The organism is Acinetobacter sp. AOR34_HL (assembly GCF_027854795.1).
GTDB classification, from domain to species: Bacteria; Pseudomonadota; Gammaproteobacteria; order Pseudomonadales; family Moraxellaceae; genus Acinetobacter; species Acinetobacter junii.
The window spans coordinates 63,368-85,919 of the sequence record NZ_JAKTID010000031.1; the positions used below are offsets into that span (position 1 = coordinate 63,368).

18 protein-coding genes are annotated in these 22,552 nt (G+C 40.6%); 2 read left to right on the forward strand and 16 right to left on the reverse strand.

Annotated features, from left to right (window positions below; genetic code table 11):
• Positions 1-23 precede the first annotated feature (23 nt).
• The 15 genes from MKL32_RS04660 to MKL32_RS04730 form a co-directional block, all read right to left on the reverse strand.
• Positions 24-404: a Na+/H+ antiporter subunit G gene (locus tag MKL32_RS04660; RefSeq protein ID WP_005403578.1), complete on the reverse strand. Its 381-nt coding sequence runs from the start codon at positions 402-404 to the stop codon at positions 24-26.
• 11 nt (positions 405-415) lie between these two features.
• Positions 416-691: a monovalent cation/H+ antiporter subunit F gene (locus MKL32_RS04665; protein ID WP_004916826.1), complete on the reverse strand. Its 276-nt coding sequence runs from the start codon at positions 689-691 to the stop codon at positions 416-418.
• Entirely contained in the window at positions 688-1,215 is a 528-nt protein-coding gene (locus MKL32_RS04670; protein ID WP_151805439.1) for a Na+/H+ antiporter subunit E, read from the reverse strand. The genes MKL32_RS04665 and MKL32_RS04670 overlap by 4 nt, the downstream gene beginning before the upstream one ends.
• 1 nt (position 1,216) lies before the next feature.
• The gene (locus MKL32_RS04675) at positions 1,217-3,028 is read right to left on the reverse strand and encodes a monovalent cation/H+ antiporter subunit D (RefSeq protein WP_270900264.1); all 1,812 of its coding nucleotides are present in this window, start codon (positions 3,026-3,028) and stop codon (positions 1,217-1,219) included.
• Entirely contained in the window at positions 3,028-3,396 is a 369-nt protein-coding gene (locus MKL32_RS04680) for a Na+/H+ antiporter subunit C (protein ID WP_004876507.1), read from the reverse strand. The genes MKL32_RS04675 and MKL32_RS04680 overlap by 1 nt, the downstream gene beginning before the upstream one ends.
• A 1-nt stretch (position 3,397) precedes the next feature.
• The gene (locus tag MKL32_RS04685; protein WP_005403582.1) at positions 3,398-6,241 is read right to left on the reverse strand and encodes a monovalent cation/H+ antiporter subunit A; all 2,844 of its coding nucleotides are present in this window, start codon (positions 6,239-6,241) and stop codon (positions 3,398-3,400) included.
• 252 nt (positions 6,242-6,493) lie between these two features.
• A complete protein-coding gene (locus tag MKL32_RS04690; protein WP_270900265.1) occupies positions 6,494-7,876 on the reverse strand; it encodes an AAA family ATPase in 1,383 nt (460 codons plus the stop codon).
• A gap of 24 nt (positions 7,877-7,900) precedes the next feature.
• Positions 7,901-9,403: a UvrD-helicase domain-containing protein gene (locus MKL32_RS04695; RefSeq protein WP_270900266.1), complete on the reverse strand. Its 1,503-nt coding sequence runs from the start codon at positions 9,401-9,403 to the stop codon at positions 7,901-7,903.
• Positions 9,404-9,412: 9 nt separating this feature from the next.
• Positions 9,413-10,180, reverse strand: a complete 768-nt coding sequence (gene hisIE, locus MKL32_RS04700) for a bifunctional phosphoribosyl-AMP cyclohydrolase/phosphoribosyl-ATP diphosphatase HisIE (RefSeq protein WP_270900267.1) — start codon at positions 10,178-10,180, stop codon at positions 9,413-9,415.
• Between the two features lie 92 nt (positions 10,181-10,272).
• On the reverse strand, positions 10,273-10,653 hold the full coding sequence (locus MKL32_RS04705) for a VOC family protein (RefSeq protein WP_270900268.1): 381 nt from the start codon (positions 10,651-10,653) through the stop codon (positions 10,273-10,275).
• Positions 10,654-10,677: 24 nt separating this feature from the next.
• Positions 10,678-11,994 (reverse strand): FAD-dependent oxidoreductase, encoded by a 1,317-nt coding sequence (locus tag MKL32_RS04710; RefSeq protein ID WP_212387965.1) that lies wholly within the window; start codon positions 11,992-11,994, stop codon positions 10,678-10,680.
• Between the two features lie 123 nt (positions 11,995-12,117).
• The gene (locus MKL32_RS04715; protein ID WP_125272059.1) at positions 12,118-13,737 is read right to left on the reverse strand and encodes an ABC1 kinase family protein; all 1,620 of its coding nucleotides are present in this window, start codon (positions 13,735-13,737) and stop codon (positions 12,118-12,120) included.
• Between the two features lie 12 nt (positions 13,738-13,749).
• Complete coding sequence (locus MKL32_RS04720; protein WP_004958639.1) at positions 13,750-14,418, reverse strand: ubiquinone biosynthesis accessory factor UbiJ; 669 nt, start codon at positions 14,416-14,418, stop codon at positions 13,750-13,752.
• Between the two features lie 10 nt (positions 14,419-14,428).
• Positions 14,429-15,373, reverse strand: a complete 945-nt coding sequence (gene ubiE / locus MKL32_RS04725; protein WP_004916798.1) for a bifunctional demethylmenaquinone methyltransferase/2-methoxy-6-polyprenyl-1,4-benzoquinol methylase UbiE — start codon at positions 15,371-15,373, stop codon at positions 14,429-14,431.
• 193 nt (positions 15,374-15,566) lie between these two features.
• Complete coding sequence (locus MKL32_RS04730) at positions 15,567-16,274, reverse strand: FFLEELY motif protein (RefSeq protein ID WP_005403589.1); 708 nt, start codon at positions 16,272-16,274, stop codon at positions 15,567-15,569.
• 204 nt (positions 16,275-16,478) lie between these two features.
• On the opposite strand from MKL32_RS04730, the gene pap reads away from it, so the two are divergent.
• The gene (gene pap / locus MKL32_RS04735) at positions 16,479-17,897 is read left to right on the forward strand and encodes a polyphosphate:AMP phosphotransferase (RefSeq protein WP_075696847.1); all 1,419 of its coding nucleotides are present in this window, start codon (positions 16,479-16,481) and stop codon (positions 17,895-17,897) included.
• Positions 17,898-18,217: 320 nt separating this feature from the next.
• On the opposite strand, the gene MKL32_RS04740 is transcribed toward pap, so the two are convergent.
• A complete protein-coding gene (locus tag MKL32_RS04740) occupies positions 18,218-18,724 on the reverse strand; it encodes a hypothetical protein (RefSeq protein WP_004916789.1) in 507 nt (168 codons plus the stop codon).
• Between the two features lie 183 nt (positions 18,725-18,907).
• On the opposite strand from MKL32_RS04740, the gene MKL32_RS04745 reads away from it, so the two are divergent.
• Positions 18,908-22,549, forward strand: coding sequence for an exodeoxyribonuclease V subunit gamma (locus MKL32_RS04745; RefSeq protein ID WP_270900269.1), 3,642 nt, complete (start codon positions 18,908-18,910; stop codon positions 22,547-22,549).
• Positions 22,550-22,552 lie beyond the last annotated feature (3 nt).

The following is a 22,552-nucleotide window of genomic DNA, read 5'->3' on the forward strand; positions in this document are numbered from 1 at the left end:
ATATATTGTTTAAATCACAAGATTTAGTTCTGATCTTCTTTATTTGCTGTACGACGATAACGTTGCCACGGTAGCGGACGATTTAAAGCTTCTGGAACATCACCACTGGTTGAACGCAAACGTAAATGAATTGCAGCTTGTGCCATTAAATTTGCAGATACTGGGGCAGTAATAAAGGCAAATAAAGTAATCAATAATTCAGCAAAACCGAAACGACCTTGAGTCGCTCCAAATACCATAGCTGCAATTAAAAAACTACCTAAACCTAGTGTGCTTGATTTTGTGGGTGCGTGTAGGCGCATAAATAAATCAGGTAAACGAATCATGCCGATGGAACCCACCAGCATAAAAAATGCACCAAAAATCAAAAAGAAGGAAATAATTATTTCAAAAACAAATTGCATGATATATCTCCTTAATCGATCACATGACCCGTTGTAAAGTAACGAGCAAGAGCCGCAGTTGACACAAAGCCCAACATGGCAACCAGTAGTGCGCCTTCAAAGACATTCGTGCTGACCCAATACACACCTAAAACGATAATTAGACAAGTCGCGTTCAGGAAAAGCGTATCCAACGCCAATAATCGATCAATCACTGATGGTCCTATGATTAAGCGAATTAGGCAAAGAAACATAGAGATCGTAATCGCAATTAAGCAAATACCAAGAGCATAAGGCAAGATTGTCATTGTTCTACTCCTTGCATTGGCTTGACATTAAAAATCTCCAATAAAGGTGTTTCATATCTATTTTTGATTTCTTGAATATCAACTTCTGCATTATCTGAACTGAGTGCATGAACTAGAATATCACCTCGCTCTTGATCAATACCTGCTGAAACTGTACCTGGTGTTGTGGTGATGATCATCGCCAGTAATGTATTAACTTCTTCATGTTCCGTTTCAAGCGGTACTCGATACCATTTAGGTTGTAAGTGATCTATTGGTCCAAGCACCATCCGTGCAACACGAAAGTTTGAAATCACGATATCCCAAAACACAACAAAGAATAATTTGATAGCAGGTATCCAATGTATATGTGGTGTGCGTGCGATGAAAGGGCGTACTAATCGTGGAATAATAATGGCTAACAAGGTAGCTAGAAATAATGTTGATAGTTCAACGCTTCCTGACAACATTAACCAACTGAGAAATACCATAAATGAAACAAATGGGTGTGGAAACCACCGATCAAGCAAAGTGATTTTTTGCATGTTAGTGTTCCTCCATTGGTTTTAATTGACTGGCATTTGGAATTGTTGGTGCTTCAAGTGTTTGCTCTGCAATCTGACGTTGTTTGTATTCCGAAATGTGCTCACCTTGCAATGTTGGTTTAGAAATCACATTTGGAATCAACAGCGCATTATGATCTTCTACTTCACCACCATATTTCGTTTCTGGCAAATAGCTAGGATCATAAGGTTGTACGCTAATAGGGCGACCTTGATCATCAAGTTTTAATATTGCTTCATTATAAAGTGCATGATTTTGAATTTGCTGTGCAGTCGCAGTCATATAATTTTGTACTGGGGCAGCAAAAACGACATAACTCATCAAGCCGAATAAAATGACATAAATCACGGTGTCATTACGATTAGGTGCTTTTTCAGGTAAATCTTGATAAGTAACAAATGCTGCTTCATCAGGATTGTCTTCAGGTGAGGTCGCTCGCCAGAACAGAATAAAACCTACACGTGTTAATGCGATGATACTCAGTAAGCTGACAACTAGAATCACAGCAATAATCCAACCTTGATAAGCTGTTTCAGCTGTTGCTTGAAGAATAAAGACTTTACCTAAAAAACCGCTAAACGGAGGTAATCCAGCCATCATAAGTGCGATGGTGAAATAGGTAAATGCAGCTGCTTTTTCTTGCTTTATTTTGGGTGCGATTTTTAAATGATCTTTAAACTCGCCACGTTGTGAAGTCATCCAGCCACAGAATAGATAAAATGCTGCAGCGATTAATGTACTATGCACTAAATAATAAAGACCTGCTGCCCAAGCTTGGGTGTTTAGCATAGCGATCGCAATCAGTAATGTTCCAATTGACGATAGCACCATAAACCCAACAAAACGACGTAAGCGATCTGCTCCAAGCGCACCAATTACACCATATAGAGATGTAATTAATCCAATAACCAGTAAGACATGCTTTAAGATGTCTTTTGCCATCGCATCATCGAATACCGTTCCATTGACACGTAATATGGCATAGATACCTACTTTGGTCATGATTGTGAAAATCGCTGCAACAGGCGTGCTCGCTACAGCATATGTTTTCGGTAGCCAAAAACCCACGGGCAACATTGCGGCTTTGATACCAAAGACAACGAATAACAAAAAACCACCAGCAATCGCGAGTTTGTGCTGATCATTGTCTAGGGTAGGGACAAGACGGCTGACATCAGCCATGTTTAAACTACCGACACTTCCATAGATCATGCCTAAACCGATGAGGAAAAGCGCCGAGGCAAGTAAATTAATCGTGACGTAATGAACGCCAAGTTGAAAGCGAGGACGACCTTGACCATGCAGTAATAATACGTACGATGCCATCAACAAGATTTCAAAAAATACGAATAGGTTGAACAAGTCACCTGTTAAGAATGCACCAGATAATCCCATGAGTAGGAAGTGGAACATTGCATGGAAATAGCGACCACGAGTATCCCAATTATCACTGGCATACCAAAGTATAGGGAGCGCCAAACCATAAGTTAATACCAGCATGAAAGCTGAAAGTCGATCTAAGACTAAAACAATACCAAAAGGTGCAGACCACTCACTGAGTTGATAAACCGTTATCTGACCTGTGCTCGCTAACAGTAAATAGCTCACTGCAGTAATCAGCCCCAAAGTGATTGAACCTAAACTAATACTCCGTCGCCATGGTTGACGCCAATCTTGTTTTAAAGAACCAGAACCAGGATTTCCTAAAATTAATAGAAGGAAACTTGTAAATGCAGGAATTAAAATACTAAAAATTGGAGCGTGACTTAGCCAAAAATTTGAAAAATTGAACATTATGGCTCATCCTCGCGTGGGTCATATGTCAAGGTTGGTTCCTCTTTGGAGTCAACATGATCCGTACCAGACTCATAACGACTGCGTAACGCCAATTGCACAATAAATGCGGTTGTTGCAAAACCAATTACAATTGCTGTCAAAACTAATGCTTGAGGAAGTGGATCGGTTACTTTGGTTGCTTCAGTTAAAATTGCAGGCGCGTTGACTTGTAAGCGGCCCATTGCAAATAAAAATAAATTCACCGCATAACCAATCATGGCAAGTCCAAGAACGACAGGAAATGTCCTTGCACGCAAAATCAAATAAATGCCTGTTGCAGTCAGTAATCCAATTCCCGATGCGAGTAAAAATTCAATACTTACCATTTTATTTATCTCCACTTGGGATTGGACCCGACATACTTGAGTGGCGAGAGTCACCTAAAACTGAAATTAACAGCATCGTGGCACCCACAACAGTGATGTATACGCCTAAATCAAATGCAGCCGCAGAAGCTAAATGCATTTTGCCTAGAAGCGGAGGCTCAACATAAATATGAGCACTGGTCAAGAATGGACGTGCCCAATACCAAGCGGCAATCCCTGTTAAACCTGCAATCGTGAGTCCAGAACCAATCCATACCTCATAAAGGCGACCAGATTTAGCTTTGATCATTTGCTCTGCCTGATCTTGACCTAAAACGATATATTGAATAATCAATGCCATCGAAGTAATCAATCCTGCAATAAAGCCACCACCAGGATAGTTATGACCACGCAAGAAAATATAAACACTAACCACTAATGCGAGAGGAAGTACCCACGAAGCAGTAATACGTAACATTAACGGTGACGGATTAAAACGATAGCTAAGACCTTGCGTCATGGTCGTACCATGAGCACGCATACCATCCATTAGACATAGGGCACCGATTGCAGCAATACCAAGTACTGCAATTTCCCCAAAAGTATCGAATCCACGGAAATCAACGAGGATCACGTTGACAACATTTGAGCCACCGCCTAATGGGATTGACTGTTGCAAGAAGAACCAAGAGATAGAATTATGGTCTCTGGTTAGGATTAACCATGTAATCCAACCGATGCCAAAACCTCCAGCAATTGCCAAGCTTGCATCACGCCAACGACGAGGACGACTTGATTCGTATGGTGTTAATTGCGGAAGTAATGATAGGCTCATGAGAAGCAATACAGTAGTGACAACATCAACTGTGATTTGAGTTAATGCAAGATCTGGAGCAGATAAAGTCACGAAAACCATGGTCACGACTAAACCAACGGCTCCGCTGATTAACACTGCCTTGATACGTTCATGATGGAACCACAGCATCATCCAACATGCTGAGAATAGAGTAAGCCAAAGAACGATTGCGATCCAAGGTGCATGTGTAAGTTCTCTAGTACCAGTGGTTAAGCCTTGATTGAACAAAGGTAAGGCGACCATGATGATGCTGAACAAAACGATCCAGAGCAAATAGCTTTGTAATGAACCATTTTCAGTTTTTTGCTTAAGTTTGCGGCTATTCAATAATAAATGTTTAAGGAATAACTCGAATAAAATCTTTCCTTGAAACTTGCCTAAATACGGATCTAAATCGATTTTACGAATGCGACCATCTTTGGCGAGGCTAAAATAGAAAATTGCCCCGCCAATTAATGCAACCACACTCATTAGCAATGGAGCATTAATACCGTGCCAAATCGCGAGATGTGTCCCTTCAAAATTTGGTTGCATGAGACTGGCACGTGTCACGCTGTTGACCATCGTACCTGCAAGAAGGGCAGGGAAAATACCGACTAAAATACATAAAGTCGCAAGAAAAATTGCAGGTAAACGCATACCTAAAGGTGGTTCATGCGCATCTTTATTTGGCACTTGATTTCCAAGCTCGCCGTCGAAGAACACCCCGTGAACTAGGCGAATCGAGTAACTGACTGCAAATATGCCGGCCAAAGTTGCAACGATAGCTGAAATGACCATCACGGGTCCTGACAAATTAGCGAGCAATTCGGTAAAGAACATTTCTTTGGAAATAAAACCATTGGTCAGTGGAACACCTGCCATTGAGGCAGCTGTGATCATAGTTAATGTGCCAGTGAACGGTAATAATTGCCAAAGACCACTAAGCTTGCGTAAATCTCGCGTGCCGCTTTCATGATCAATAATACCAGCGATCATAAACAATGCAGCTTTAAAGGTTGCATGGTTAATGATATGGAAGATTGCGGCTGCTACAGCAAGAGGAGAACCAATACCAAGTAAACAAACAATTAAACCCAAGTGACTAATTGTTGAATAAGCCAATAAACCTTTGAGATCTTCTTTGAAAATCGCGAAACCTGCTGCCATACACAAGGTGAACAGACCAACAAAAGTTACGATATTGTGATAAAGCGCAGCACCAATAAAAATAGGTGCTAAACGAGCAAGTAGAAAAATACCTGCTTTTACCATAGTCGCTGAATGTAGATATGCTGAAACAGGCGTTGGTGCAGCCATCGCATTCGGTAACCAAAAGTGGAATGGAAACTGGGCACTTTTGGTAAATGCACCTAATAAAATTAATAATAGTGTCGGAACGAATAAGGCATGTTGTTGAATTTCATCTTTCATCAATACCAGTTGATCGATTTGATAAGTTCCCGTAATTTGCCCCAAAAGAACAAATCCACCTAGCATCGCTAATCCACCCATCCCCGTAATGGTGAGAGCCATACGTGCGCCACGTTGAGCAGCATCGTACTGACTCCAGTAACCCACTAAAAGAAATGATGAAATACTGGTAAGCTCCCAAAAAACTAAAAGGATCATCAAGTTGTTTGAGAGTGAAATCCCGAGCATCGCTGCCATGAACAACATCAAAAGTTGATACAGTTTAGCTAACGAATTTTTAGGACTTAAATAATAATAAGCATAAATATAAATAAGCGTACCGATACCGCTAATCAGTAAACTAAACAATAAACCTAAAGCATCTAAACGAAAGCTTAAATTGATCCCAAATTGCGGAAGCCAGTCCCAGCTTTGTATGAGCGGTGTGCCCTGAAGAACCGTTTCTGCTTGAGTTAGCAGTAATAAAAAACAACTCAGGCTAATGCCTATCGCCCCTAGTGCCGTCACACCACGTGAAAAACGTTGCAGCTGTGAGACAAGGGTGGTGCCGAGTATAAGCGGTAATAAGATAATAATCGGTAGCACACTGGTATCCATGTCGATGATTTAGATCAAAGGACCTAAGGGTGAATTTTCTTCCAAGATTCACAGGCATTCAAAGAGATTGCCAAAGTTTCAAATCTCGAAACCCAATCAAGTTAACGGAGGCAGCAAGTTGTATTGCACAACTTGAAAATAAAAAATGAGTTTTATCTTACTATAAAACATCAACAAAAACCCGATGGTATTACATGAAGTAACAACATTCTAGCAACTCAAAAGCCAAAAATCGTTCACCAAAACAATCAATTAAAGTGAAGTCTCTTGAGGGGTATCATCTATTTTTAACAGATTGAATAAATCAGTTTTTTCTTGTGGATTAAGTTCCTGTATTTGATGAAATAACTCACCCACTTTACTTACAAGGGTTTCTGTTTCTAACAAATTATGCGTTTGAGCAACGTTAGTTCCTTCACTCCATACCAGTTGATTATAAAGTTGCGAGAGTTGGTTTTGAGATTGTGCAAGATTGATTTCGTAGATTTCGTTGGCATCCAAACGTAAACATTGATAATCAAGCGCATGTTCTAAAAGCTCATCTCGGTTGCCTGTTACGATGATTTGTAGTCTAGGGAATGCAAGATGTAGTCGCTGTAGAATTTCTGCTGAGAAGTTTTGATCGAGTTGATGATCAACCTGATCAATTAATAAAATCCCATCACCTTCTAAGCATGGATCGAAGCAATGTTGGTTAAGTAAACATAAGCGACGTGTCACATCACCGATCAGTGCGATCCATGTTTTGAGGGAGGCTGATAATTGTTGAAATGGAATGAGCTGCTCTTTGTAGCGCACCATCAATTGCAGTTTTGGTACATATTGTATAAATAAATCAGTAACTTCTGGAAAAACTGTATGTAGACTTTTTTTCAGAGCATATAAGTTTGGTGCAGATAGTTGTTTGGGATGATTAGCAAGTTCTTGTTGAAGCTGCTGTAAAATTTCAGACTGATTTTGTTGTTTGAAATCATTCCCCATTAAGCGTCGAACAATATGAGCTGAGTGCGCATTTTCCACGTCACTGATTTCTCTTAACCATTCAAAAAAACGTGCAAAGGTTGTGTAGGGAAGTGCTGTTAAATCATATGCCGCAATTTCTTGCAAAATACCTGGAACATTTTTGCTTTGTAGATTGACTTCTTGGACGAAGCGTTCAGCAGGATAGTAGGCAATCAGGGGTAAGCCGAACAAAGGATCTTGCAGGCTGGTTTTCTGATAAAGATTCACCACTTGATCTAGTTGTTGAGTTTCAACCTGACTGATACCAACGCCTTGACTATTAAATGTTTTAAATAATTTCCATGAGCAACTATGCGTATCTGTTTCTAGAGCAGAACTACTTTCAGCAAGAGCACCATTTAACTCAGAACTGATTCTAACGTTGACTTGAACTTTTGCTTGAAGTCTAGTCAGCATAATATCTTGATCAGAGATCACTACGCCTGCGGTTCGAATATCTTTGAAACGTGCTGAAAACCAAGTCAGGGCTTGGTAAATATTTTTTAAAACTGTGGTTTTGCCTGTCGCCTGATCACCAAGGATTAAGGTAATTGGGCGTTGTGCAGGGTGAAATTCAACAGTTAAATCTCGGAACATTCCGACATGTTTAAATTGAACCGACTCTAGTTGCATAAGCTCACCTCAATCCTGAGCGCTTTATCCTGCGGACTGGCGAAGAGTTGAGGGAGCGCATCGTTTTAATTGTTGTATTAAGTCATATAGATGATGAATATTTAGACTTACTTTAGCACGTGTACACGCAACGTAAAGTAATCTCAGCTCTTCATCTGTAATTTTATGTTCCAAGCCATTTATTTTAAATTGATAGTCATCTTCGATATGCACGCGATTCCACTCTAAGCCTTTGGCTTTATGAGCGGTTGAAATGACATAATCAGCTTGTTCAATCGGGGTGATTTTAGCTAAAGCGCGTTTGAGTGGCTCAGTCCCATGATCGTCAACTAGTTTCACTAAGGGTTTGATATCACTGCCATCATTCGTTTCACAGTATTCATGTACATCATGCCATGAGTTAAACCAAGCAAGCTCTGGTACATCGGTGATGCGTTTACCTTGTTTGAGTAAACTGGCAGCATCAACAAAACGACTCAGTTTTTGGTGATCAGCTTGTAAGCTGACTTTATCACCATGGACTAAACCTGAAAGTAATAACTCCATCGCTCGTGCATTCGTCCGACATAAAATCGCATCGCGCATTTTGGTATGCGGTTTGTTGACGACATTGGACTTAACATTTGGATTGCCGAGTAAAGGGACAGTTTCATTCAACGCACCTAGTATGGAGTTTGCTACCTCAGCAATCGCATCACCAAAACGGAATGAAGTCGTCAAGCGACTTTCATGTAAGGGCATTTGTTGCATTGCATTGACTGCGCCACGCCATGCATAAATCTGCTGATGTGCATCACCCACATAAATCACTTGGGTACTTTTTTGACGAAGTAATATGCCAAGCATCAGAGGATCTGCATCTTGTGCTTCATCAAACAAGACATAATCTGTTGGAATATTGGGTTCAGATAAAGCCCATAATTTCAGATAAATGTCATGCCCAATACCTGCTTGATGATTTGGATCAATCGATTCTAACCAACGTCTTTCTACTGCAGGGTAAAGGTGTTGTTGTAATGACTCAATATCATCTTGGTGCAACCAGCTAGGTGCTTGAATATGACGAGGCGCAGGATATTGCGAACTTGTCGAGCAAAAATAACTGACTGCATTTGCCACTAAACTCGCAAGTCGACTAGGCATCAGTACATATTTTTCATAACGTCCCCCCATAAGGCGACGTAATGTAATCGGCTCAAGACGATATTCTTTAGCGATAAAACTTGGGCTTAAACGTGGTAAGCGTAATTTATCAGTGACGCCACGAGGTACACTGCGAAAAGCAAGTGAGTGAAAGGTTCTGCAATTCACATTGCCATGAAATTTATTTTGCGCTTCAGATGCGATGGCTTTGTTGAATGCTAAATACATACCACGACGTTCAGGCATGGCATCACTAATCATTTGCAACGTCGTGGTTTTACCTGTGCCAGCATACGCAATCACTTTAAATGATTGTCCTAAACGAGCATTATCTATGGCAATCGCTTGCTCGTAGGTAGCTTTGGGTTTCTCGTGATTTGACACAGGCTCTAATTACGCTTCTTTGCTACGATTTGCTTTTTCAACCAAACCAGATAGACCTTGACGGCGAGCAAGTTCATCTAAAACTTCTTGCGGATCAAGATCGAAATAGCCCAACATGACAATACTGTGGAACCATAAATCGGCAACTTCATAAATGAGGTCATGTTTGTTTTCGAGAGAGGCTAGTGCGGCATAATCTTTGGCTGCAATAATGCTTTCAACACTTTCTTCACCGACTTTCTCTAGAATTTTATTGATGCCTTTTTTGTATAGACTCGCAATATAAGAACTATCTGCGGCAGCATTTTTACGCTCTTGCATCAAGCGACCTAAATACGCAAGTACATCGACTTGTTCACTGTGGTTATGCTCGTGAGTTTCTACTTTCGCTGATACACCATAAATCGCCGTTGGATCTTTCAGCTGGGCATCTACAATCTCCCAACCTTGAGGGGTCAGTTTGCGATAGAAACAAGATTCACGACCTGTATGACAAGCAATACCACCATGTTGTTCAATTTGTAGAATAATAACGTCAGCATCGCAATCGAGACGGATTTCATGTACTGTTTGAAAGTGTCCAGATTCTTCGCCTTTGTGCCACAATTTTTGACGTGAACGTGAGTAATACACCGCTTGATTCTTTTCAGCCGTCAGTTGTAATGCTTCACGGTTCATCCATGCAACCATTAACACTCGACCAGTTTGATGATGTTGTGCAATGGCAGGAACAAGACCATTGGAATCAAATTTAACTTCATCTAACCAGTTTGACATGAGTGAAAAATCCATTGAGTGGAAAGCCGTTAGTGTAGCGTTTGTGGCTTAGGTTGGCTATGCTTGTTGGGTAAAAAGTCATGGATCAGGCTTTAAAGATAGTTTGAGATTTCAATCAAGTTCTGATCTGGATCACGAAAATAAATCGAAAGGATTTTTCCCATCGCACCTGTTCTTTCGATTGGACCTTCAATGATTTTAATGTGCTGTGCCTGAAGGTGCGCAATCACTTCATGGAGTGGTGTTTCCGCAATAAAACATAAATCGGCCGATCCTGCGGTTGGACAATATGCTTTAGGTTCAAATTCTTTACCAGCTTGATGTAGATTGATTTTTTGATTGCCGAATTGCAGTGCTTTTCGGTTTTCGGCAAAAGTAACGACTTCAAAATTCAGGACTGATTGATAAAACTGGCAGGTGATTTCAATATTAGCAACGGTCAAAACAAAATGGTCTAAATGGCTAATTTTCATATTTAATTCAACTCTCTTTATTTTTTATTCACATTCAGGTAAGGATTGATTGTTTGTAATCAAACGATTTTCATGGTGTTGATACTCAGCAATTTGCTGATAACTCATTTGTTGAAGAGGTCCTTTTTTTAAGCCTGAAATGGTGATTGCCATTTCTTTACGAAAATAGGGGATTTGATACATCCACGGGAAAATTAAGTCACGTAAACTACCTGCCCACCAGTGGTTGGATTGATAAAGAGGAGTCAGTAAACGGCTGAGAAATTGATAGAACTGAGTCGAGGAGCGGCGATGTTGGTGATAGTGTTGCCATAATATCGACCAATCAATCTGCTGGTTTTTCTGAGCGAGGCGCAATGATTGCGAAAAAGCCCATGCATCTAACAGAGCCATATTGGCACCTTGCCCCAACTGAGGGCTCATGGCGTGCGCTGCATCACCGATGACCCCGATTCGACTTTGACCAAATTTTGACATCACCACATCACGATATTGAGCTGATAACCATTGCGGTTGATTTTGTTGGTCTAATAAAAGTTGACTGAACCACTCAGCCACATCTGGCCAGCGATCTGAAACTTGTTTTAGCCATTGCTGCTTTGTAGATTCATCTTTTAAGAAAGATTGCAGTTGCGATGTTGGTAAACTCCAAAACACACTTGAAAGCCGTTGTTGTGGTGCTGTAGGAATAGCTCCTGTCGGTAATATTCCCATCATAATGTTAGAGCGATCATAAAATTGATGCAGAATTTCAGGATTCAAGCTTAAGCATTCAGGCACGATTGTCCATGCAGCTCCCCAAGGATAGGGTTGATCGATTTTAACCCATGCTTTAGGTCGAAGTTGGCTTCTTGCACCGTTGGCAATCAGTACCGCATCAAAACAATCATCGAAGAATTGGTGTTTGCATGGGCCAAAGATTCGAACTTCACTTTGTAGTTCCTCAAGTCCGTCGATACGATGTCCCATTCTCCAAGTGACATGACTCGAATATTCAGCCAATTTTTCAGTTAAGACGTGACATAAGGTGGCACGATGGATACCAAGACCAAAACGAAGAGCCTCAGCTTGGTGATAATGACTATTCACCAATAGACGTTTATCTGCAAGTTGACCTTCTAAACCTGTGACTTTTGCACCTAATTTCAATGCTTGATCAAGTACACCAAGATGTTCGAAAACAGCTAAGCCAGCAGGTTGTAAAAGTAAACCAGCACCAACAGGAGAGAGTTCATCAACGTGTTCAAAGATCGTGACTTGATGACCTTCACGTGCAAGCAAAATCGCAGTGGCGAGTCCTGCTGTGCCTGCGCCAATAATTGCAAAATGAGGTGTTTTCATTATTTTTTCTTTTAAAGTATTTGTATATTGATCTAGTCCTGATCTTAACTGATATCTATATTTTGAAAAAGATTAAAAAACTGACTTATAAAAAAGCCCTTGTATGTACAAGGGCTTTGGAACTTATTTCACAATCCGCCACAGTGCCAAAAGGCTACTTAAGACGATCAGAATGATCGAAACAAACCAAGGGCTTATAATTGCGATTGTTAACATAATCAACATCGTGCTGCCAAACATCCAGCTACGACGTTGTTGCTGTTGCATTTGCAAACGCATTTGTTGTATTTCGCGCAGTTGTTTGTCTTGCCATGCCGACTGGTTTTTTAAACCATTCAAACTATCAATGAGTAAAGTTGGTAAATCCTGAGCACCCAAAAGTAAGTCTGGGATTTGTTGTCCAATCTCTTTGATATTTTTAACTGGGTTCATATTGGCTTTGACCCATTCAGTCAAAATCGGTTTTGCCAATTTCCAAATATCAAGTTGAGGGTAAAGATCAGTTCCTAAGCCCTCTACATGGACTAAGGTTTTCAACAACAACATCAGTTGCGGTGGGATTTCTAAATGGAATCGACGCGCAATATCCATGACTTGAATCAAAATACCTGCAAAATCTAATTGATCCATTGGTTTTGAGACCATTGGGCCTACAGTGCGGCGCATCTCACGAGATAAAGCATCTTGGTCAGTACCAGGTGGAATCCAACCTGCTTGATGTACGATCTGAATCAATTGCATGAAGTTACTGTTCATGACAGCAAGTAGCATCCGCGCTACGGTCATTTGGTCATGTTTTGACAACTCACCCATAATGGCGCAGTCCAACGCGATAAAGCGTGGGTTACTTGGGTTAATTGTTTCCACAAACACATTACCGGGATGCATGTCAGCGTGGAAAAAGTTGTCACGGAATACTTGGGTGAAGAAAATTGTTAAACCTTTTTCCGCCAAATCAGCACGATCCATGCCTAGACGATCAAAAGTTGCGGTATCTGAAATTGGAACACCAGTGATGCGTTCTGCGACCATCACGTCTTTACTGTCCATATAGACTTCTGGCACATACATCATGCTTGAGCCAGTAAAGTAATCACGCATGCGGCGAGTGTTGTCTGCTTCTAGACTTAGATCAAGTTCATTTAAGATAATTTGACGATAATCTTGAATGATTTCAGATAAATGCAGTGCACGCGCAGCTTCTAAACGGTTTTCTAGCCAATCGCCCAACCATGCCAAAATCTCAAAGTCTTGCAAAATTTGACTGCGAATATCAGGACGAGTGACTTTAACGATTACTTCACGTCCATCGTGCAAAGCCGCAGTATGAACTTGTGCAATCGATGCAGCCGCAAGGGGTTGTTCATCAAAACGTAGAAAGAGTGTTGAAATATCTGCTTTTAATGAGTCTTGAATGCGCTGTTTCGCCAATTGTGTGTCATAAGGTTTTACACGATCTTGTAATAAAACCAATTGTGATAACACTTCAGGCGGGATCAAATCTCGGCGAGTCGAAAGCAATTGCCCAAGTTTAATGGCCAAAGGACCCATATCCTCTAGGGCTTCTTTTAACTTGAGAGGATTCTTTTTCTCACGACTTGACCACGCCGCAGGATGCATTTTGATGATGTTTAATGCATGACGTGCTTTAACTGGTAACTCTTCCGCAGGAAACAAGGTGTCAAGGCGGTAATGTGCTGCAATACGCCAGAGTTCGAGTAACCGTGTAATATGCGGAATCATATGGAATTTTACCTAGTCTTGTGTGGGATTAAACTGAGATTTTAATTGCTGAAATTTTGCTTCTAAGCGATCAATTTCTTGATTGAGCTGACGAGTTTCTCGATTCAGATCATCCATTTGCCAACGTGGCGCAAACAAACCACTATCTTCTTTAAGTGTATCTTCGACAAAGAACAAATGACTTTGCAACGAGCGCTTTATTTGCTGAGGCGCAAGCTGAATTTTTCCTAACTCATGTGCGAGTTGTGGACCAATCCAAGGGGATAAATGTGCAGCGAGATCAGGTTCCGCCTGTTGCATGATGCGCTGGATATCTTGCAATAAATGATAATCACCCTGTAAAGGAATATTACCGATTTGATCCATATCACTTAGCAAAAGTCGAATCAGTTCTACCACGTTTGCAACATGTAAGGTTGCAGTGGCATCGGTGATCTTATTTTGATGATCGAAGGGGCGCTGCTCAAAAATAGAAGGAGTTTGACTCTGTCCAGTGACAGTGGGTTCTAGACGAACTTTATTTTCATCAAAGAAAACATCAACTGAGAGTTGTGGACTATCGATCACAACTCGTAATAGTTGACCTTGTAATTGATTCAGTTGGATACGCGTAATCGCATCCAAATCAATCACATGATGAATGATACGTTCGACTGCACCGAGTGCTAAAATCGACCACATATCTTAAGCCTTACAGTTTGAATCCACGGTGAACTGCAACAATACCACCTGTTAAGTTGTGGTAATCACAGCTTTGGAAGCCTGCATTTTCCATCATGCCTTTAAGTGTACGTTGGTCTGGGTGCATACGAATAGATTCGGCAAGGTATTTATAACTTTCAGAATCATTCGCCACCAATTTACCCATCATCGGAAGTGCGGTGAATGAGTAAAAATCGTAGAGTTTTGAAAATGGCTCAAAAACAGGTTTTGAGAACTCAAGTACCAATAAACGACCACCTGGCTTAAGTACGCGATACATCGCTTGTAAAGCCGCATCTTTGTCAGTCACGTTACGTAAACCAAAACTGATCGTCACTAAATCAAAACTATTATCCGCAAAAGGTTCTAATGTTTCTGCATTGGCAAGTACGAAATCAACATTGGTGCAGCCCGCATCAATCAAACGATCACGACCAACATTCAACATAGATTCATTAATATCTGAAAGTACCACATGCCCTTGAGGACCGACTTCACGGCTAAAGACTTTCGCTAAATCACCTGTACCGCCTGCAATATCCAAGACATGCTGCCCACGACGAACGCCTGACATGTTGATCGCAAAGCGTTTCCATAGACGGTGAATACCAAATGACATCAAGTCATTCATGATGTCGTATTTACTCGCAACTGAATGGAAGACTTCAGCAACTTTTTGAGCTTTCTCATCACTGCTAACAGTCTGATAGCCAAAGTGTGTGGTCGCGCCGACATTGCCAGTATTGGCACCACGCGGTAAGTTGTATTTTGGTACAGAGCCACCTGTAGGGGTAGATGCAAGTCCTTGTTGTAATGATTGTTGTTGACCTTGCGGTGTGCCTTGCGGAAGCGGTGAACTTAGGAATGGACTGACTTTGTCTGAACTCGGTTTTTGCTCAACTTCTGGGGTAGGCTGTTGGTTTTCGTTAGACATTGTTTTCTCCTAAACTCTCGTTCTAGCGATACGAATCAACATGCATGATGACAGATTTTGTAATTTTTTACAGGGCTTAGCATGTAATTGTTATGAATAATATACAGAAAGTCAGTGACTAAAAAGAGTTTCTAAATCGAAAAATGCTTATGCGTCATCTCTCAATAAAAATTAGCAGAGATGACGCTGATGTTTAAGGGCGAAATGGGTCTGGGTGACCTGCGTGAACCTTCTCAATAATTTCACGCTCTTTTTCAGTGAAAGTTTTGATGAAGTTAGCCGCTGATTTCATTGGTTTCATCGCTGCAAAACCTTCTTGAATAAAGTCATACATGCGTTCGAATTGGTATTTATGGGCAATGCCTTTACACATTTTAAATGCAGCGTACATCATAGTTGAACGCATATATTTATCTAATGCGACACCTAACTCATCCAAAAGATGTAATTGCTCATAACGATCTTCTCCTTGATCCAATTTGATGAGCGTTTGACGCATAATTTCATCAGTCAATACAGTTTCAGCTGGGTAATCTTGTAAAAGTTGTACAGCAACTTGCTCATCCAAACGTGTTGCTAAGACAGCTAGGCTAACCGATTTAGTTCCCGTTTTAATTGCATTATCTGGCAATAGACTTTCTGCTTTGTGTGCATATTTCAATAGACGTTCGATCTGCTGTGCCATTGCATCAAAATCTGGTCCACCATACAAACGGTTTAAAAAGTATTGTGCCATCAACTGATTTTCAGGTTGGGCAAAAAACTCTTGGTGTGTGGCAGCAATACGTGCTTTCATCCATGCTTGTACGTCATGTAAACGCTGAGCTAGAACTGGATCTTGATGGTAATTTAAGCTTTGGTATTGTAATAAAAGTTGATCAAATGCAGCGAGTTTTGACATGTTCGAACTCAAAAGAAATAAAACCTTAAAATCATAGGCGTGATGATAACTTAGAACTATGACAGCACAAACCTAAAATCTTTAACAATCGGTCAGTCGAGATATGCACTGAATCTAATCTACATAAACTGTACACGGGATTTGATGCCTTTTTATCAGATTTAACTATACTTATTGTTAATAATTAAACATTTAGAATTAAATATGAGCACACAACAACCGACATTTGAACTACGATCAGAAGAAGAACTTTCTTTGGATTTGATTGAGGCACAATATGCTTTAAAAGATAGCCAAGATAAAAAAAATGCCAAAAGCGTATTAATCCTTGTCAGCGGAATTGAACTTGCAGGTAAGGGCGAAGCGGTTAAGCAATTACGTGAATGGCTTGATCCTCGTTATCTTAAAGTGAAAGCTGATGCGCCTAAGTTGTTGAGTGCCGATGAAACATTCTGGCAATCCTATACTCGGTTTATTCCTGCTGAAGGGCAAATCGTCGTGATGTTTGGTAATTGGTATAGTGATTTGTTATCTACTGCGATGCATGTTGCGAAGCCTTTGGATGAAACACTGTTTGATGCTTATGTTGAGCAGATGCGATCATTTGAACATGATTTGCAAAACAATAATGTCCATGTCATTAAGGTCTGGTTTGATTTATCTTGGAAATCATTACAAAAACGATTAGACCAAATCGATGCATCTGAGCGGCATTGGCATAAATTGCATGGCTTAGATTGGCGTAATAAAAAACAATACGATACATTGCAGAGTCTCAGCCAACGATTTACCGATGACTGGTATGTGATTGATGGTGAAGATGCAGAGCGACGTGATCAATGTTTTGCTCAATATATTTTGCAGACTTTACAAGAGCTCCCTGTTCATCAAACTAAAGTCACTGAGAAGTGGCAACAAGCCAAAATTCCAAACGAGCTATTAGAGCCATCCAAACAAGTTTTGGATAAAGATCAGTATAAGGATGAGCTTAGTAAACTCACCAAAAAGGTGGCTGATGCACTTCGATATGATGACCGTAAAGTGATTGTTGCATTGGAAGGAATGGATGCCGCAGGCAAAGGCGGAGCAATCAAACGGATTGTGAAGAAGCTAGACCCTCGTGAATATGAAATTCATACGATAGGAGCTCCAGAACGGTATGAGCTACGTCGTCCTTATCTTTGGAGATTTTGGAATAAGCTCAATGATGGGGAGAAAATTACGATTTTTGATCGCACATGGTATGGGCGTGTTTTAGTCGAAAGAATTGAAGAATATGCAACTACTGTAGAATGGCAACGTGCTTATGATGAGATTAATCGCTTTGAGCAAAGCTTAGTCGATAGTCAAACCATAGTGGTGAAGATTTGGCTTGCGATCAGTAAAGATGAACAGGCGGTTCGATTTAAAGAAAGGGAAGAAACACCTCATAAACGTTTTAAGATCACTCCTGAAGATTGGCGAAATCGTGAAAAGTGGGATGATTATTTAGACGCTGCGGCAGATATGTTTGAGCGAACGAATACTGACTATGCACCTTGGTATGTGATTGCGACTGATGATAAAAATACAGCAAGAATCGAGGTGTTGAAAGCGATTCTAAAACAGTTGAAAGTTGGGTAAGACTAAACTTCTGATGAGTTTGTGAATATGTGGAAGAAATTGTTAAAAATAGGATTAACTTTAAGCTCCATACTTCTGCTCGCTTTTGTTTTTTTTATTGGATTTTATATTTACATGATTTATGGAATTCATCCCTCGGATGAAGGAAATATAAGTATTAGCTGTACATGGGAAAATGGCAAGTTGACTACCGAAAGAACGACGATCATACAAGGTGAAAGAGTGGTATCGTCAGGCGAGGTAGATGATTGTGTTCATTGAAAAAGTGTGTAGTAATGACTAGATCACATCTAAGAAATGTGATCTAGTCATTCTTAAATTTAAGCCACGATGGTGCTTCGACTTTTTTGCTGAATACGTTTTGCCAAGTTATAGCAATCTTGGATATGTGCTTCAGTGATTTTACGCATCATAAAATAACCAAGGCTTGCTGCGATCAGTTGACCACCCAAAGGGATAAATTTGGTCACTTGTTTAGTGGCAATTTTGGTAAAAAAGCCGTTAAAAGATTTTTTCATTGCTGTGCGTGCGACAACGAAACCAGAGAACTCAAAACCACGTTTGCGTAATTCGTCCCAATGGATTTTCTTGGTTTCAGGATCGTAAACACTAATATGTTCAGGGGCTAAACCAAAGCGTGCATTAATATGCGGAATGATTTGCGTCAACATGCCTAAGTCGACAACAACGTCAAAAAATGGAATCGGTACAATTGCTGCACCAGCAGACCAATATGCACGTTTTTTTGTTAATTCTAAACATTCCTCTCGGATTTGCTCCAAGTTCAAACTTGGATCTATTGAATCAGGAATTTTTTCGATTTTCATAAAGTTATACCTAATGTCTATCCCTTGATAGTACATTCAATCGTATTGAATGATGAATTTCAAAACAAATTTTTTATTTGATTGTTGGATTAACGTGACATAGTTTGTTGAAGTTGTATAGTGATGATTGTGTACGAATTTGTGCATTCGAATGGTGATTTATTAAAGAGGTTTCTTTAACACATGGGTATTCATGTCATTCAAAGTCAGCGCCTAGATGTATTATTACAAGGGGTGATGGCCTCGATGAATCAGCCGAGTTCGTCACCATTTCAAGTTTTTCAAACGCAGCATTTTATAGTTCCTAGCCCTGCTCAAGAACAATGGCTAACGCAAAAAATTGCTGAGCAGCAAGGCATGTCAGCGAATTACCAATTTCACCAGCGTATTCGTGGTTTTCAATGGTATGCCTATCAACAGGTGCTTGAAAATAAAGAACAAGTTCGTAAAGCCAATATTCCTCGTTTGATTTTAAAATGGCGTATATACCAGGCTTTACAACCTTTTATTCAGTCTGCACAGATCAGCTTGCTTGAAGATCATCCTTTATATTCGATTGTGCAGCGTATTTATGACAGTGCCGACCAATTACAAGATGGCACAGAGAAGCAGTTAAAAAAGCAAAGCATACTGTATTGGGTCGCTGAGCAAGTCTCCCATCTTTTTAATAACTACATGATTTATCGCGGAAGTTGCCAACGTGACTGCGTACAGGATTGTAGTTGTGCGAGTAACTGGTTGTCTAAATGGGGGCGTAATCAAGCCCTCGATATTGAAAAGTTAATCTCGACAACAGATCAACAGACGTCTGCGTTTAGTTTGAACCAAATCGAACAGTTAGAGGCTTGGCAGCGTTGGTTGTGGCAGCATTATTTCCATGAGGATTTTGTGGAAATGCAGCGTATTGATACCGATTTTTGGAAACTTTTAGACAATGAGGACACAAGAGCGAAGGCTTTGGCTCAACTTCCCAAGCAGATCATTATATTTACTCTATTAGATTTACCACCTAGCCAATTACAGTTTTTACGCCGTTTAGGGCAGTATCTTGATGTGTTGATTTTGCATTTCAACCCGTCACAAGAGTATTGGGCAGACAGTGTCGATCCGCAATGGAAGCAGCGTTACGATCTTGGTGTCAAAGAGCGCTTTATTCTTAAAAATCCAAAGGCGACAGATGCAGAAATAACGGCCTTTTTTGAACAATTCACTTTGTTTTTTAATGCGCAGGCCCGTGAGTCACGTCATCCTTTATTGACTCGACTGGGTAAACAAGCTCGAGATCATTTCTCACTTTTATCACAATTGGCAACAGGTGAGGAAGGAAAATGGGTCGATGCCTTTGTGGATCATTTTCCAGAAACTTTATTGGGTAAAGTGCAGTCAGATATTTTCTATCTTGCTGAACCCAAAGCTGAACAGTATCAGTTAGCTGAAAATGATCAGTCGATTCAGATTCATGTGTGTCATTCCAGTTTAAGACAACTTGAAGTGCTGAAAGAGCAATTGGTGCATTGGTTATCTGAAGCAGATGACATACCACGCCGTGCGAGTGATGTATTGGTATTAACGCCTAATCTAACTGAATTAGAACCTTTAATCCGCAGTGTGTTCCCTGCGGTTGCTCATACTCAAGAGGTGTTTTTACCCGTCAAAATTGCTGGGGTGGCACAACTAGATGCACTCAACGCATGGCGAGCTGTTTTAGGTCGGATTCAATTACCACAAGGGCGTTTTACTCAGAATGATTTTGCAGATTGGTTGAATCTAGCCGCAACTCAACAACGTTATGGTCTTGATTATAGTCAAGCTCAACGCATTTTAGCTTTGTTAAATGATGCAGGCTTCAAGCGTGGCTTGGATGCAGCACATTTAAAGCAAAGCTTAAGTGCTAGCGATGACGACTATCGCTATAGTTTTAAGTTTGCTTTAGATCGATTAGCACTAGGGATTGCCATCCCAGCTCATGTGATGGTGCAGCAGACTTTAAGTTATGCAGATGTTCAGCCAAGTGACTTCGAGTTGATAGGTTTGTTGATTGAAATTTATCAAGATTTATCAGCTCGACGTAATTGGTGGATTGCACATGAGTTAGGGCAGAGTTTTACTGTAGAAGCTTGGTTGAAAAAGCTAAAGGAAGACATCCACGAGTTTGAACAAGCTGATATTGTTGCCTTGAAAGCAGTACGCGATATTGTCCATAAGCAAGAGCGAATGCTGACTTTGGCGAGCTATTATGATGATGCTGAAACTCAATTACGTCAGATTTCACTGCCTTTGCCTTATATCGTTGATGAAATTCAACGAGCTTTAGAAAGCCAATCTGCACAAGTCGAACCGACAGGGCAAATTACATTTAGCCAAATTGGTCAGATTCGCCCGATTCCTTATCGATTGATTGTGCTTTTGAATTTAGATACGGGTAAGTTCCCTAATCGAGATAGTCATATCCCCTTTGATTTAATGGATGCTCTTCGTCAGCAATTAGGTGATCGTTCTCGACTGGAAGATGATCAAGGTGCATTTTTGGATGCAGTTTTGCTAGCACAAGAGCAGCTTTGGCTATTCTATAATGGTTTTGATGTAAATGATGGTGAGGTACGTGAGCCATCAAGTGTATTGCAGGGGTTTCGAGATCATTTGGGATTGATTATAAAGCCTGATCTCGCTGACTCATTTGCCAATACAGAAACTTCTTGCACGGATGATTATAAAGCTTTGCAAATCCCGTCAAAACTTTATCCACTTTATCATTTGCATCGCTTACAACCTTTTGATCCATTAGGATTTATCGCTGAGCAAAGACATATACGCTATCAAGATCATTGGTTTAAGGTGGCATCCCAGTTGCAGCAGGTTAAGGGTGAACGTCAGGCTTGGGTCAATACAAGTTATCCACTTGAACAGCAAGACATGATCATTCTAGATGCTCATTCATGGATTCAGGACGTGATTTTCCCTGCACGTTTGTATCTTAAAACGCTGGGTATTGAAAATCTAAGTGCTACAGAAGTACTGGATCAGACTGAACCTCTGATGCTCGATGGTCTAGGTAAATACGCGATTCGTCATTTTTTACAACAAAACATTGATGCTACGGCACCTGCTTTATTACAAGATCAGTTACCTGTCGGAAAAGTGCAACACAGCGCATGGCAACAAAGTCGTATTGAGCAACAACGTTTGTTAGAACGTTTGCAAGACTATGCAACTTCCCCAACAGAAACCACGCAACGTGTTTGGCGAGTATCGAAACAACTTCAGATCAGTTGCGTTACGCCCAAACACATCGCGCAAGACTGGATTAGCTTAGATGCTTCGAGTGCACGTGCTAAACGCTTTGCCAAAGTTTGGCTTGAGTATTTGCTGTGGCTTGTCATTTTGGATCAAGAGACGGCCTCTGAAAAACGTCGTGTGGTGGTATTTAGTGATCAAACCGTGATTTGTGAAGGGGTGAGTTCACATCAGGCGAAGCACTATCTACAGCATTGGTTAAAGCTTTGGCAACAGGCCCAACAGCAACCTGTGGTGCTGCCTGCGGCATTGTTATTAAAGCCTTTAGAAAAAGGGAAAGCATATGACTGGGTTGAACAGGATACACTACATACGCTGAGTGAAGAGAGCCAAAATGATTTGCTGAAAATCTGGAAAAATACCTACAACACAGGCTTTGTTGATTTCAGTCAAGATGAGGCGAATCAACAGCATCGAGATTGGCAGTTTATTTTGCAGGAACAGGATGCAACGGCATTGTTGCAATTCGCCTGTGATCATTATTCTTATGCTTTATATCAACCGATTTTTGAATTTTTACGAGTGGAGTAAGAC